This is a genomic window from Bradyrhizobium sp. ORS 278 (genome assembly GCF_000026145.1).
Lineage (GTDB): Bacteria > Pseudomonadota > Alphaproteobacteria > Rhizobiales > Xanthobacteraceae > Bradyrhizobium.
The window spans coordinates 4,849,707-4,864,074 of the sequence record NC_009445.1; the positions used below are offsets into that span (position 1 = coordinate 4,849,707).

At 66.1% G+C, this 14,368-nt stretch carries 14 protein-coding genes; 10 read left to right on the top strand and 4 right to left on the bottom strand.

Annotated features, from left to right (window positions below; genetic code table 11):
* Window positions 1-148: 148 nt before the first annotated feature.
* Window positions 149-2,377, top strand: a complete 2,229-nt coding sequence (locus BRADO_RS21685) for a tetratricopeptide repeat protein (RefSeq protein WP_011927493.1) — start codon at window positions 149-151, stop codon at window positions 2,375-2,377.
* A gap of 324 nt (window positions 2,378-2,701) precedes the next feature.
* Entirely contained in the window at window positions 2,702-2,968 is a 267-nt protein-coding gene (locus BRADO_RS21690) for a hypothetical protein (RefSeq protein WP_157872601.1), read from the top strand.
* 10 nt (window positions 2,969-2,978) lie between these two features.
* On the opposite strand, the gene BRADO_RS21695 is transcribed toward BRADO_RS21690, so the two are convergent.
* Window positions 2,979-4,274 carry a sulfotransferase gene (locus BRADO_RS21695; RefSeq protein WP_244422862.1) on the bottom strand — a complete coding sequence of 432 codons (1,296 nt, stop codon included), beginning with the start codon at window positions 4,272-4,274 and terminating at the stop codon, window positions 2,979-2,981.
* Between the two features lie 210 nt (window positions 4,275-4,484).
* Here BRADO_RS21695 and BRADO_RS35485 point away from each other — a divergent pair, with 210 nt between their 5' ends.
* Entirely contained in the window at window positions 4,485-4,643 is a 159-nt protein-coding gene (locus BRADO_RS35485; RefSeq protein WP_173363510.1) for a hypothetical protein, read from the top strand.
* Window positions 4,644-4,932: 289 nt separating this feature from the next.
* Window positions 4,933-5,382, top strand: coding sequence for an NUDIX hydrolase (locus tag BRADO_RS21700; RefSeq protein ID WP_041756787.1), 450 nt, complete (start codon window positions 4,933-4,935; stop codon window positions 5,380-5,382).
* Between the two features lie 12 nt (window positions 5,383-5,394).
* Here BRADO_RS21700 and hpaD read toward each other — a convergent pair whose 3' ends face one another.
* Together hpaD and BRADO_RS21710 are read right to left on the bottom strand one after the other, a co-directional pair.
* Window positions 5,395-6,312 carry a 3,4-dihydroxyphenylacetate 2,3-dioxygenase gene (hpaD, locus tag BRADO_RS21705; protein WP_011927497.1) on the bottom strand — a complete coding sequence of 306 codons (918 nt, stop codon included), beginning with the start codon at window positions 6,310-6,312 and terminating at the stop codon, window positions 5,395-5,397.
* 176 nt (window positions 6,313-6,488) lie between these two features.
* A complete protein-coding gene (locus tag BRADO_RS21710; protein ID WP_011927498.1) occupies window positions 6,489-7,010 on the bottom strand; it encodes an Hsp20/alpha crystallin family protein in 522 nt (173 codons plus the stop codon).
* 484 nt (window positions 7,011-7,494) lie between these two features.
* On the opposite strand from BRADO_RS21710, the gene BRADO_RS21715 reads away from it, so the two are divergent.
* The 6 genes from BRADO_RS21715 (at window position 7,495) to BRADO_RS21740 (ending at window position 13,645) form a co-directional block, all read left to right on the top strand.
* Complete coding sequence (locus tag BRADO_RS21715; protein ID WP_041756788.1) at window positions 7,495-9,255, top strand: ATP-binding protein; 1,761 nt, start codon at window positions 7,495-7,497, stop codon at window positions 9,253-9,255.
* A gap of 128 nt (window positions 9,256-9,383) precedes the next feature.
* A complete protein-coding gene (locus tag BRADO_RS21720) occupies window positions 9,384-9,869 on the top strand; it encodes a MarR family winged helix-turn-helix transcriptional regulator (RefSeq protein ID WP_011927500.1) in 486 nt (161 codons plus the stop codon).
* On the top strand, window positions 9,869-11,920 hold the full coding sequence (locus BRADO_RS21725; RefSeq protein ID WP_011927501.1) for an FUSC family protein: 2,052 nt from the start codon (window positions 9,869-9,871) through the stop codon (window positions 11,918-11,920). Before BRADO_RS21720 ends, BRADO_RS21725 begins: the two co-directional genes overlap by 1 nt.
* Window positions 11,917-12,126 (top strand): DUF1656 domain-containing protein, encoded by a 210-nt coding sequence (locus tag BRADO_RS21730; protein ID WP_011927502.1) that lies wholly within the window; start codon window positions 11,917-11,919, stop codon window positions 12,124-12,126. The genes BRADO_RS21725 and BRADO_RS21730 overlap by 4 nt, the downstream gene beginning before the upstream one ends.
* Complete coding sequence (locus tag BRADO_RS21735) at window positions 12,123-12,989, top strand: HlyD family secretion protein (protein WP_011927503.1); 867 nt, start codon at window positions 12,123-12,125, stop codon at window positions 12,987-12,989. Before BRADO_RS21730 ends, BRADO_RS21735 begins: the two co-directional genes overlap by 4 nt.
* A 71-nt stretch (window positions 12,990-13,060) precedes the next feature.
* Window positions 13,061-13,645, top strand: coding sequence for a peroxidase-related enzyme (locus tag BRADO_RS21740; RefSeq protein WP_011927504.1), 585 nt, complete (start codon window positions 13,061-13,063; stop codon window positions 13,643-13,645).
* 4 nt (window positions 13,646-13,649) lie between these two features.
* Here BRADO_RS21740 and BRADO_RS21745 read toward each other — a convergent pair whose 3' ends face one another.
* A complete protein-coding gene (locus tag BRADO_RS21745) occupies window positions 13,650-14,273 on the bottom strand; it encodes a ParB-like protein (protein WP_011927505.1) in 624 nt (207 codons plus the stop codon).
* Window positions 14,274-14,368: the final 95 nt, after the last annotated feature.

The following is a 14,368-nucleotide window of genomic DNA, read 5'->3' on the forward strand; positions in this document are numbered from 1 at the left end:
GCCGCGGATATCCCCGCGTCTCTTGTTCGCTTGCCGATCGCTGAGCCAGCTCTCCTCGGCGCGGGATCGCGCATTAACCTCTGTTCATTGCGAATCGCCGAGAACGGAACAACCATTCCGGGCGCTACCCTCTGGCGGAGGACTCCACGTGCAAAGCAGCGTCGGCTCGCGGGCCTTTCAGAACGCGCGGCTCCAAAAGCGGGCCAAGAAGCAGGCGGATGTGCTGCTGCCGGCGGCCGTGAAGGCCTATCGCGAGGGACGGCAGCATGAGGTTCAGGCGCTGTGCCAGCAGATCCTGCAGGATTTACCGCAGCATCTCGGGGCCCTGCATCTGCTTGGCGTGTCCGAACGGGATTGCGGCCATTTCGATCAGGCCGTGCTGCTGCTGACGCGCGCCGTCGAGATCGATCCGCGCTCGGCCGATGTCCAGTCCGATCTCGGCCTGGCGCTGTCCCGGCTCGGCCGGCATGAGGAGGCCCGGGTCCGCTTCGAGCGCGCCATCGCGCTGAAGCCGAACTTCCCCTCCGCGTTCACGCATCTCGGCAACGCGCTGATGAGCCTGTTCCGTTTCGAGGAGGCGATCTCGGCGCATGACCGCGCCATTGCGCTGAAGCCCGACCACGCCGAGGCCTACGCCAATCGCGGCATGGCGCTGATGTTCACGAGCCGCAACGGCGAGGCCGCCCAGAACTTCGATCGCGCGCTCTCGCTGCAGCCGCGGCTGCTGACGGCCCTGTTCGGCAAGGGCGTGGCCAGCATGAACCTGCGGGATTTCGACGCCGCACTGGCCGCCTTGAATGCGGCGCTGGCGATCAATCCGAAAGCGGCCGCCGTGATCGCCCAGCGCGGGCGGGCGTATCAGGAGCTGGGCAGGTTCGCCGAGGCGGAATCCGATTTCGACGCCGCTCTCGCGCTCGAGCCTCTGCTGGAAGAAGCTCTTTGCGGCAAGGCCGCGGTCACGCTGGTCGATGGCAACATCGCGCTTTCGATCTCGGTCATCAACAAGGTGCTGGCACAGAATCCGAACTCGGAGATCGCCTGGACGCTGCTCGGCGTTTGCGCCGCGGCGCAGGGCGACACCGCCACCGCAATCGACCATTACGACCGCGCGCTCGCGATCCGGCCGAACCATGAGGACGCGATCACCAAGAAGATCTTCGCGCTGGATTTCTTGCCCGACACCGGGGTGGAACGTCTCCAGGAGGCGCGGAGATATTGGTGGGAGGCGATCGGCTCGCGCCTGGAACGCCGCTCGCTCGGCGTGCGAAACATCGACCCCGACCGGCGCCTCGTCGTCGGCTACGTCTCGTCCGATTTCCGCGACCATTCGGCGGCCTTCGCCTTCCTGCCCATCCTGCGCCATCACGACCGCGCAAAGTTCGAGGTTGTTGCGTATTCCTGCTCGCCGATGAAGGACGCCAAGACCGAGCTGTGCCGCTCGCTTGTCGATCGCTTCGTCGACGCCTCGCTGTGGGGCGACGACAAGCTCGCCGATCAGATCCAGGCCGACAAGGTCGACATCCTCGTCGACCTCTCCGGGCATTCCGCCGGTCACCGGCTCACCATGTTTGCGCGCAAGCCGGCGCCGATCCAGGTCTCGGCCGTCGGCAGCGTCACCGGGACGGGCCTGCCCGTCATGGATTATCTGCTGGCGGATCCGGTGGTGATCCCGGCCGCGGTCCGGCACCTGTTTGCCGAGACGATCTACGACCTGCCGTCGCTGATCACGATCGAGCCGCCGCCGCCTCTTCCGCCATCGCCGCTCCCGATGCTGCGGAACGGCCATGTGACCTTCGGCGCGTTCAATCGCATCGACAAGATCTCCGAGCCGACCGTCAAACTCTGGTCGCAACTGATGCAGGCGACGCCGGGCTCGATCATCGTGATCAAGAATCACTCGATGGGCGATCCCCTGCTGCGCGACCGATTGATCGCCCGCTTCGTCGCCCACGGCATCGCCGCGGACCGCGTCCGCTGTGTAGGCAAGACCACACGGCTCGAGCATCTTGCGATGTTCGCCGAGATCGACATCTCGCTCGATCCGTTCCCGCAGAATGGCGGCATCTCGACCTGGGAGTCGCTGCAGATGGGCGTGCCCGTGGTCACCAAGCTCGGCAGCGGCCCCGCGGCCCGCGCGGGCGGCGCTATCGTCAAGGCGGTCGGCCTCGACGAATGGGTCGGTGAAGACGACGACGGCTATCTCGCGATCGCGCGGAGCTTCTGCTCGCGGCCCGCGGAGCTTGCCGCGCTGCGCGCCGAGCTTCCGGCCATGGTCGCGCAGTCGGCTGCCGGAAACAACGCGCTCTACACGCAGCAGGTCGAGACGGCCTACCGGACGTTCTGGCAGGACTATTGTCGGCACGCGCCGATCCGCTAGCCGTCGGCGTTGCCGTTCGCCAGAGCCTTCCATGCGAGGCGCCGTCAGGCCGCCGCTCGCGCCTCGAGAGCCGCAGCCACCAGCCTTCGCGAGCCGCGCGCCCGAGGGCCTATGCCGCGACTATCCGAAAATGTGAACTCAGGTGCGCTACCTGCCCGTCTCCCGCACGCGAGCGGACACATAGACCTGCATTCTGCAACTAATGGCAACCAATTCAGCGGCAGTTTTGCCACATCAGGCCGTTTCTCTGCTGGACCTACCGCAAGTTGCTGGCGGCTGCCTGCCGGACCGTGCAACTCGGAAGGAGCTGGAAGGGAGCGTGGATTGTCGGTGCTGCGTCGATTGGCTTTGCTCGGGATATATGGCCTGTCTTTCTTGGGGCTGGTCGGGCTCATCTGGCTGGCGGCGAGCCGGGAAGATGAGCAGCCGCCGTGCGGCCAGGGATCGATCGCCGCTGCGATGACGGGATGCCGAACGACCGCACGCGCCTTGTCCGCGGAAGACGTGATGACGTTTCAGCGACCCGGCTCGCCACCGCCGCCCGCGATCGCCTCCCGTGAGGACATGCTGACACGACGTGCTTCGCAATAGCGACGCCTGATCAGCAGCGACACAGCTGGACGCCCGTTCGCTGTTCGACCCACGTCAGGTAGCCTTCCGAGCGCTCCATGACCTGCTTGGACGACAGTCCGAACTGCTCGAGCGTATAGACGTGCTTGAACCGGTTTCTGGAGCTCTCCGCCTCCAGCCGCCGCAGCAGCCGGCTCTCGAACTCCGGTGCGAAGTCGTCGCCGAACGTCGCATAAATCCGCCGGATGGTTGCCAGCGGATCCTGAACGAGATCGTCGAAGATGATGTCAACGAACCGCATTGGGTTCACCGCGTCGTCGGCCTGCATCATCCTGTCCATGGACTGCCCGAACAGCTCCAGCATTCGACGACCAAGATCGTCGAAATCGATGCGTGGCGTGTAGGAGATCTGCAGCTGCGCGATCAGGCTCGCAAGCGCCGGAATGATCTGGCAGGGGTCGCGATGCAGCCGGACGATTCGTGCATCGGGGAAGCTGTCGAACAGCACCGGAAGGAAATGGGCGTGGGCCAGCGACTTGCTGAGCCAGTGGCCGCCACGATGAAACAGCTGCAGATGCTGGACCTGGCGCTTGTAGCCTGCCCAGAGCGTGTCGAGCTGCGCCGAAGCGAGCGACCGGAACCATCGCCAATACTCCGGCGACCTGAGCCCGAGGATCATGTGCTGCGGGCCGTGCCACATCATCAGCTGGCACTCCTCCGGAGCCTCGACGTCGAACTCGTGGATCTTGTGCAGGTCCGGCATGACGGCCGCGCGGAACGCGGACTGTGCGCGCATGCGGCCGATACGCGCGTCGGTTTGATAGCTCGCCGGCCGCGGCGGCGGTGACGGCTCCTGCAGCTCCCACAGACGGGGTGCGCGCGCCTGCGGATCGAGCGCCAGCAGATGATGCAGGAACGTGCTGCCGGTGCGGCCGAAGCCGATGAGAAACAGCGGCCTCGTGACGGGCACCTGCAAAATATCAGGCAGGTCGGAGAGGTCCCGCGCGAACTGAACGTAACGCTCGATCCAGCCATAGATGTAGTGCGCCGCCATGTACCTTCCGAGATCGTCATAAGCGGAGTCGCGCGCGATCGAGTCTGCGAGGCACCTGATCCCCTCGACAAGCAGGGTGCTCTCCGGGCCGAACGAGACCGGACCGAGACGATCCTGAGCGAGGTCGAGCAGCTGATCGACGTCCAGCAGTCGTCTTGCGCAGAATTCACGGTCGAGCGACAGCATCCTGGTGAGGAGTTGCGCAGCCCTCGGCGAGCGCTGACCCGGAGCGACGACGAGGGTCTCGTCGGGATCGGCGGCCCCGCGACGCATGTCGATGGTTCCTCGTTTTCGGCTGACAAGCGCATGCTAATGAAAGGGACCGTGATCCACAACACGGCGCTGGCGTCCGTCGGTCGAACCGTGCCATTCGACTGCAGCGGCGTGAGCCGAGTCATTGAATTTAACCCGGCATTCACCACGATCGTCACCCGGCCGGAACGATGCAATTTGCATCAAATTATCGGACCAGGGAGACGGGACATGACCAAGCTGAGAGATCTCGAAGACCAGATCGCGCGGGCCGAGCGGCTCGAGCGGAGCATCACCGACGTGCTGACGATCGAGCGGCTGCGCCAGTTCGCGGCGGAATGCCGCCGCGAGGCCGCAGGACTTGTCGCGTCCGAGCGCTGCGCCGCGTAGATCGCGCCGAAGAGCGTGCTCATCCTCATCGCGGACATGCGTGGCAAGTGCTGCACCAGCTTGATCCCCAGTGTGTCGCGGGGGTCATCGACACGCGAACGGAAGGCGCAACGTCACGGGATCCGCCGCTCGGCCGGCTCGCCGCGCACGGTCGCCCACTCGGCGATGGCGGCTGGACCTTCGTCACTGCAAGGGCTTACGGTGGAGATCAAACAGGCCTGATGAGGCTTGTCCCGGGCAGGCGAGACCGCAATCGATGTGGTCGCCCGAATTGGAAAGTCCCCGCCGGATGCGCGCACGTCCCTCTGCCCGTCTGCTGGTCGTCGATCCCGACGATCGGCTGCTGCTGTTCCAGTTCGTTCACATCGCGGGTGCGCTGAAAGGGCAGCAGTTCTGGGCAACACCCGGCGGCGGGCTCGATCCCGGCGAGAGCTACGAGGCGGCGGCGTGCCGGGAGATGTTCGAGGAGACGGGGATCCGCATTGCTCATCCCGGGCCGCAGATCGCGCGCAGGACCGTGAGCTTCACGATGGTCGACGGCGAGCAGGTCAGCTCCGACGAGCGCTACTTCCTCATCAGGGTCGGCAGCACCGACCTCTCGTCGATGCATTGGACCGAACTGGAGCGTGCGGCGATCGCCGCGCAGCGCTGGTGGCGGCCCGCGGAGCTCGCGGCCACGACCGATCAGGTGTTCCCCGAGGATATCATCGACATGCTGGCGCGCGCCGGAGTCTGGTGAGGCCGGAATCCGCTAGAGCCGCCCGCCGGCCAGCGCGGCGGCGCGCGGCCGGCCGATGTCGTCCAGCGCGCTCGGCATCGGCGCCACCGGGAACACCGCGTTGATCTGCCCGGTGCCCGAGGACGGGAAGAACGGCGTGACGACCTCGACACCGCGATCGTAGTGGTTCCAGCCGAGCGCGCCGAGCAGCATCGCGGTATCGTGCATGAATCCCTCGCCATGCCCCTTGCTGGCGTATTCCGGCAGCATGTCGCAGAAGTCGGGCCATTCGCCCTGCTCCCACATCTGGATCACCTCGTGGTCGAGCCGCTCCAGGAACGGGCTGAACATCTTGTCGCGATACTCGTCGGCGGTGCCGTTCTGCGCGAAGCGGTGGCTGAGAGAGCCCGAGGCGAAGAACGCGACCGTGCCGTCATAATGGTCTTCGACGGCGCGGCGGAATGCCCAGCCGAGCCTGGCGCTGTCGGCCAGATAATGCGAGGTGCATAGCGCCGAGACCGACACCACCCTGAAGTGGCGGTCGGCGTTCATGTAGCGCATCGGCACCAGCGTGCCGTATTCCAGCGCCAGCGACGTCGCGTCATGGGCCATCGTGGCGACGCCATGCGCGTTGGCGCCCTTGGCCAGGATGTGGCCGAGCTCCGGATTGCCGTCGTATTCGTAGGTCATGTTGGCGATGAAATTCGGCAGCTCGTTCGAGGTGTAGAGCCCCTGGAAGTGCGGCGCGCAGTTGATGTGATACCCGGCATTGACCAGCCAATGGGTGTCGAACACGACGATCGTGTCGACGCCGGCCTCGCGGCAGCGCCGCCCGATCTCGATGTGGCCATCGATCGCCGACTGCCGCTTGCCCTTGGCCGGACCATCGAGCTCGCTGAGATACATCGACGGCACATGCGTGATCTTGGCCGCCAGTGCGAGCTTGCCCATTGCCTCGTCTCCCTTCCCGCCGTTCCGCGGTCCGGCGTCGCGGACCGCCTTGCTTGGCGCGCAGATTAGCCGGGCGCGACGGCGAAAAAAAGGGCCGCGACAGCGGCCCTTCCCGGCAGCAACGCATCCGTCGTCCCATGATCATGGGACAGGAAACGCGCATGCACCCATCGCGCTCACGCCGCCTTGATGTCGATGGTCTTGGCGGCCTTCTGCACCTCGGGTTTCTTCGGCAGGGTCACCTTCAGCACGCCCTGCTTGAACACCGCCTCGATCTTGTCGCTATCGACACCGTCCGGGATCTGGAAGGAGCGTTCGAACGAGCCGAAGCTGCGCTCGCGGACATAATAGTCCTTCTTCGTCTCCTCCTTGTCCTCCTGCTTCTCGCCCTTGATCGACAGCACGCCGCTCGCGACCTTCACCTCGACGTTCTTCTCGTCGAGCCCGGGCAGCTCCGCGGTGACCTCATAGGCCTTGTCGTGCTCGGCGACATCGACCGCGGGCGCCAGGGCGAACGATCGCGCGCGCGCAAGGCCCGGCAGCTGATCGAACAGCGACGGTGTCCGAAAGAGACCGCCGTGGAAGTCCTCGAACACACGATCGATCTCGCGACGCAGATTGTCGAACGGCCGCCATCCCTGCAGAGACGGGGCATTGGCTTTCTCGGTGTTGACAGGCAGCTTGGTCGGTTCAGCCATGATGTCATCCTCCTGCTTCACGCGAGGATCGGCTCTCAGGCGGCATGGCGGCCGTCGCGCTCGATGAGATCGGCCGGTCTCCGCCCTCCTCGCGCTCCAGGCAAGAATATACCGGCCTCTCCAACGTTCCAGATTGATCGCGATCAAATCCGCGCGCGGTTCTCAAGGCTGCGAGATGACTGATGCAACAGCCCGGTTCGCCGCTTGCCTGCGTCGGTCGACGCATGAGCGCGCTCGGCCGAACAAGCCCATCGAATGGTAAACCGAACGTAAAGCCGGCCGATTGCGACAATGGTTTAGTACAAGGGAAAGAAAGCGTTGTGACCCAATGCGTTAGGCTGCTTTCAGAACGCGGCCCCGCAACCGTCCGAGGCGCACTCGAAGCGCCCCGATGAGCGCTCGCGCGGCCACAAATGTCACCCGCTTAACAAATTCTCCAGTCCCTCCGGCGAATGTGTCAGCTCAACAATTCACCACAGGTTTCATGACCGTGACATCCTTCGGACGTGTGATCTCGGTTCGAGGCTCTCAGGCCCGCGTCGGCATTCTGCTGCAGGCGAAGCAGATGAGCGTTTCCGAGCTTCGCGCGACAGTGGGCCGCTTCATCAGCATTCGCTGCCCCAGCGCCACGATCATTGCGATCATCACCGAGGTCACCAGCGAAGACCTGTCGCATGCGGACGAATTTGTCGCGACGGCCTCGGTCGACCTTCTCGGCGAGATCCTGGGCCCAGCGGAAAAGCCCAAGTTCCAGCGCGGCGTCACCCACTACCCCACGATTGGCGACGCCGTCGACATGATCACCAGCCAGGAGCTGCGGACGATCTACACGCCCACGGCCGGCGACCACATCGATATCGGCGCGCTGCAGCAGGACCCGTCCGTGCGCGCCTGCGTCAATGTCGAGGAGATGCTGTCGAAACACTTTGCCGTGCTGGGCTCGACCGGCGTCGGTAAATCGACCGGCGTGTCGCTGCTGCTGAACGAGATCCTCAAGGCGCGGCCGAACCTGCGCATCTTCCTGCTCGACGTCCACAACGAGTATGGCCGCTGCTTCGGCGAGCGCGCGCTGGTCTTGAATCCGCGCAACCTGAAACTGCCGTTCTGGCTGTTCAATTTTGAGGAGATCGTCGACGTCCTGTTCGGCGGCCGCCCCGGCGTGCCGGAGGAACTCGACATTCTCGCCGAGGTGATCCCGCTGGCGAAGGGCATCTACACCCAGTACCAGAACTCCGACCGCATCGGCCTCAAGCGCATCGACCCGAAGACGATCGGCTACACCGTCGATACGCCCGTGCCCTACCGCCTCGTCGACCTGATCAACCTGATCGACGAGCGCATGGGAAAGCTCGAGAACCGCTCCTCGCGCATCATCTATCACAAGCTGATCTCGCGCATCGAGACGGTGCGCAACGACCCGCGCTACGCCTTCATGTTCGACAACGCGAATGTGGGTGGCGACACCATGGCCGAGGTCATCAGCCACCTGTTCCGGCTGCCCGCCAATGGCCGGCCGATGACGGTCATGCAGCTCGCCGGCTTCCCGGCCGAGGTGGTCGACTCCGTGGTCTCCGTCGTGTGCCGCATGGCCTTCGATTTCGGCCTGTGGAGCGACGGCGTCTCGCCACTCTTGTTCGTCTGCGAGGAAGCGCACCGCTACGCCTCTGCCGACCGCTCGATCGGTTTCGGCCCAACCCGCAAGGCGATCTCGCGCATCGCCAAGGAAGGCCGCAAATATGGCGTCTATCTCGGCCTGGTGACCCAGCGACCGGCCGAGCTGGACTCCACCATCATTTCCCAGTGCAACACGCTCTTCACGATGCGCCTCGCCAACGAGCGCGACCAGTCGCTGCTGCGCTCGGCGGTCTCCGACGCCGCCGCCAATCTGCTCTCCTTCGTCCCCTCGCTCGGCACCCGCGAGGTGCTGGCCTTCGGTGAGGGCGTGGCATTGCCGACGCGGCTTCGCTTCAAGGAAGTGCCGCTGCATCAGCTGCCGCGCAGCGAGGCGACCATTGCGACCGTCCGCTCGGTCAACGCCGGCCACGACATGCATTTCGTCAGCGCCGTGCTGGAGCGGTGGCGCGGCGCGACCTCGAGCCGCGAGGCCTCGAACGGCGATGGCGGCATGAACAATGTCGGCGATCGCAGCGTCGGGCTCGCGACGGCACTGGACGCGCCCATGTTGCAGCCGTCGCTCGGTCTGGACCCCGACCGCTTTTCCCTGCTGAAGAAGCCGCTGCGCTGAGCTGAAGACCGCTTCGCGCCGATCGCGGTTGGGAACCGGCTGCGGCGCAGCCGGATCCAAAACTCCCATCACAAAGATGTTCGACCCGATCGATTGTATCCTATCAATTTTGCTCCTATCTAAATTCCATGATGTCAGACCCGGCCAAGACTCAATCGGAGATCGGCCTGCTGATCGCCCGTGTCGCCCGGCTGTGGCGGCGCGCGGCCGACCAGGCCCTGGCCGACCACGGCCTCTCGCAAGCCACGGCTCACCCGTTGCGGGCGCTAGCGCGGCGCGGAAGAAACGCAAGTAGCGGCATCCGCCAGGGTGCGCTCGCCGAGGAGGTCGGAATAGAGGGGCCCTCCCTCGTCCGCCTCATCGACCTGTTGCAGACAGAAAACCTCGTTGAGCGCCGGGAGGACCCCACCGACCGCCGGGCCAAGACGCTGCATCTGACCGCCCGAGGCGAGGCCAAGGCCGACGAGATCGAGGCGGTGCTCCGGCGCGTGCGCGGCTTTCTGCTCAAAGACATCTCCCCCGAGGACCTCGCCATCGCGTCCGACGTTTTGCATCGCATCGAGCAGCGCATGCTGCGCCTGCGCGAAGCCATTCCATCCGACGCTGGGCTGTGATGCGAAACACGACATCATTCCCGTTACGCGGGGCAGACCTCGCGTTTTCGGCCAAGACTTTCGCCGCGGCCATGCTGGCGCTGCTGATCGCGCTGTGGATCGATCTGCCGCGGCCGTATTGGGCGATGGCGACCGTCTACATCACCTCGCAGCCGCTGGCCGGCGCCACCGCCTCCAAAGCGCTCTATCGCGTGCTCGGCACGCTCGCGGGCGCCGCGGCCGCGGTCGCCATTGTGCCGGCCTTCGTCAATTCGCCCGAGCTGCTCAGCCTCGTGATCGCGTTGTGGACCGGCATCTGCCTCTATGTCTCGCTGCTCGACCGCACACCGCGCAGCTATCTGTTCATGCTGGCCGGCTACACGCTGGCGCTGATCGGGTTTCCCGCCGTGGCCGATCCGGCCGGCATTTTCGACGTCGCTGTCGCGCGCGCGCAGGAAATCACGCTCGGCATCGTCTGCGCCACGCTTGTCTCGACCATCGTTTTGCCGCGCAGCGTCGCGCCGGCGGTGGCCGCCAAGGTGGAGCACTGGCTCGACGAGGCGCGCCGGCTGAGCCGCGACGTGCTGCTCGGCGGCGGCGGCGGCGTTGACGATCGCGCGCACCGGCTCCGATTGGCCGCGGAAGCGTTGGAGATCGACACGCTGGCCACCCATCTCGCCTTTGACCGCGGGGCCGACCATCATGCCGTCGAGGGGCTGCGATCGCTGCGGCTGCACATGCAGCTGCTGTTGCCGCTGCTCGGCTCGATCCACGACCGGCTTGCCGCGCTCGACGGGCATGTTGATCGCGAGCTGAGCGATCTGCTGCAACGTCTCGCCGGTTGGATCGTCGCGGGCGACGATCGTGAGCCCGCAAGTCGCCTGCGCGCGGTGATCGATGCGCTGCGCCCGTCTCTGGAGGGTCGCTCCTCCTGGGACCGGATCATGATCGCGAGCCTGCTGATCCGGCTGCGCGAGCTGGTCGACATTGCCGAGGACTGTCGCGCGCTGAATGCGGCGATCGCGGCGGGCGAGGACACCGCCAAGGTGCCTCTCGCCTTCCGCAGCGAGCAGGGCATCGCGCCGGCGCGGCATCGCGACCACGCGCTGGCGCTGTGGTCGGCGGCCGGCGTCGTCATCGCCATTCTCGTCTGCTGCGCGTTCTGGATCGCGACCGGCTGGGCGGACGGCGCCTCGGCGCCGATGATGGCGGCCGTCGCCTGCTCGTTCTTCGCGTCGCAGGACGACCCCGCTCCCAGCATCGTACGGTTCGCGGCGTGGTCGCTGGTCGCCATCGTCATCGACGCGGTCTACCTGTTCGCCATCATCCCGGCGATCTCAGACGTCGAGCTGCTGATCGCCGCGCTGGCGCCGGCTTTCCTGCTATTCGGCGTGCTGATCGCGCGTCCCCAGACGATGCCGATCGGCATGGCGCTCGGCGCCAATGGCGCCACGCTGCTGGCGTTGCAGTCGACCTACAGCGCGGATTTCCAGAGCTACGCCAATTCGGCGATCGCCTTCATGGTCGGCATGGTCGCGGCCGTGGTGCTCACCCGCCTCGTCCGCTCTGTCCGAGCCGAGTGGATCGCGCAGCGGCTGCTGCGGACAAGCTGGGAGACCTTGGCGACAACCGCCGAGCGCCGCGGCCATCATGACCGCGCCGCCTTCGTCGGCCTGATGCTCGACCGCCTGGGATTGCTGGCGCAGCGCTTTGCCGCCATCCCCGAGGACGACCGTCGCGAGCTCGATAATCTCAACCAGCTGCGCGTCGGCCTCAACATCATCGACCTCCGCCGCGCCCGTCACGGGCTCACGGCGGCGACGCTCGGCGCCATCGACACGATGCTGGATCGTCTCGCCGCCGCCTGCAGGGGCCGCGGCCTCGGCACCGGCATGATGCCGGCCGATCTGCTGGCCGCGATCGACGTGGCGCTGCTGAAGACGCTCGACGAGCCAGCCGCGCCGGCCAAGGAGGACGCGCTGATCGGCCTCGTCGGCATCCGCACCGGGCTATTCCCGGACGCGCCGGCCTATCACGCCGACGCGACCGGTCTTCGGAGCCTCGTGGCATGAGACACGACATCGACATCGCCGGCGTACTGGTGCCATCGCTGCTGCTGTGGCTGGTCGTGGCCTATGCCTGCGTCGCGCTGCTGCGCGCCCTCCTCCGCCGCCTCGGCGTTTACCGCCTGGTCTGGCACCCCGCCCTGTTCGACTTCGCATTGTATGTCTGCGTGCTCGGCGGCATCGTCTATCTCGCTTCGGAGTGGTCCTCGTGAAAAGCACCTTCGCCCTGCTCGGCCGCGTGGCGGTCACCGCGGCCGCTGTCGCCGCAGCGATCCTGGTCGGCACCTATCTGTGGGGCTACTACATGAAGGCGCCGTGGACACGCGACGGCCGCGTCCGCGCCGACATCGTCCAGGTCGCGCCTGACGTTTCCGGCTTCGTCACCGAGGTTCTGGTGCGCGACAATCAGCCGGTGCATCAGGGCGACGTCATTTTCCGGATCGACCGCGCCCGCTTCAAGCTCGCGCTGCAGCAGGCCGACGCCGTGGTCGCCGGCCGTCTCGCCACGCTGAACCAGGCCAATGCCGACCTCGACCGCTACCGCTCGCTGACCACCGAGGCGGTGTCGCAGCAGAAGCAGGAGCAGGTGCTGGCCACCCAGCAGCAGGCGCAGGCATCCTATGACCAGGCGCTGGCCGATCAGGCTGTCGCGAAGCTCAATCTCGAGCGCAGCGATGTGCATGCGCCGGTCAACGGCGTGATCACCAACATGGACGTGCGTCCGGGGGCCTATGTCAGCGCCGGCAAGGGCGTGATGGCGCTGGTCGACACCGACACGCTGCATGTCGAGGGCTATTTCGAGGAGACCAAGCTGCCGCGCATCCGCGTCGGCGCGCCGGTGCGCATTCGCCTGATGGGCACCGGCGAGGTGCTGACAGGCCATGTCGAGAGTATCGCGGCAGGGATCGAGGACCGCGATCGTGCCGAGGGCGCGAGCCTGCTCGCCAACGTGACCCCGACCTTCAACTGGGTCCGGCTGGCGCAGCGCGTCCCGGTGCGGATCGCGCTCGATGATACGTCGCGGCGCAGCGAACTCGTGGCGGGACGGTCGGCCACCGTCGAGGTGCTGAACTGAGCGCGGCCGTTGCGCCCCCGTGCTGATCGACTAAGGTTCGCTCCCTGCCACGCCATGCCGGATCGTACGCCATGACCCAGCCCGCCATCAGCCGCTTCCCCGTCCCCGCGATCGACGCGCTGCCGGAGGATATCCGCACCCGCCTTCTTGCCGTGCAGGAGAAGAGCGGCTTCGTGCCGAACGTCTTTCTGACCCTCGCACACCGGCCTGACGAGTTCCGCGCCTTCTTCGCCTATCACGACGCGCTGATGGAGAAGGACGGCGGGCTGACCAAGGCCGAGCGCGAGATGATCGTGGTTGCCACGTCGAGCGCCAACCAGTGCCAGTATTGCGTGATCGCCCATGGCGCGATCCTGCGCATCCGCGCCAAGAACCCGCTGATCGCCGACCAGGTCGCGATCAATTACCGCAAGGCCGATATCACGCCGCGACAGCGTACGATGCTCGATTTCGCGATGAAGGTGGCGCTGGAGGCGCACACCGTCGGCGAGGCCGATTTCAAGACGCTGGCGGAGCACGGCTTCAGCGACGACGATGTCTGGGACATCGCCGCGATCGCGGCCTTCTTCGCGCTGTCGAACCGGATGGCCAATGTCACCGGCATGCGGCCCAATGACGAGTTCTATCTGATGGGGCGGCTGCCGAAGGCGAAGTAGCGGATCAGTCGTCCGACGCGGGCCCGCACCAGCCGGGCAAATAGACCGCGTCATGGCTCTTGGCGAGCGCGAGCGCGTGCTCCATGGCAGCGGCGAACTGCGTCTCGACCGTCTTGCGCTTGACCTTGCGCCGCAGGAAGTCGGCCCACAGGAACTCGCTGAACGGCGTCGTGTCCTTGGCGAAGCCGCCGGCGCGGCGCAGCTCGCCGGCAAGGCTGCGATACGGATCGTCCTTCAGATCCGCGACGCTCTTCGGCAGGTCCTTGAAGTGCCGCCGCTCGCCCTTGGCGTCGTAGGGATAGACCCAGCGCTTGTTGTCCATCACGTTCCAGAAGCCATCGGGATCGACCATCGAGAGATCGCCGATGACGGTGACCAGCACGTCCTTGACCCCCTCGTCGTGCAGCGCGCGCGCCAGATGATGGTGGTCGACCACGTAGTTCCGCTTGTCCGGTCCGATCACGACCGGGATCATGTGCTTGCCAAGCAGCTCGGCCCTCTTCTTGGCCTTGTGCTCGCGCCAGCGCTCGCGCTTCTCCCTCACCTCGCGCATGCCCACCGTCATCTGCGTCGGGCGCAGCGACAGGATCGGGATGGGATGTAGCAACGGCTCGCGGGTATTGGCCATGCGTGAAGCTCCGATGGACAGCGTCGACATTTCCGGCGAGATCAGCGCCGCCGGCGCGGGGGTTCCACCGATACACCAAATAGAACGGAAACGAC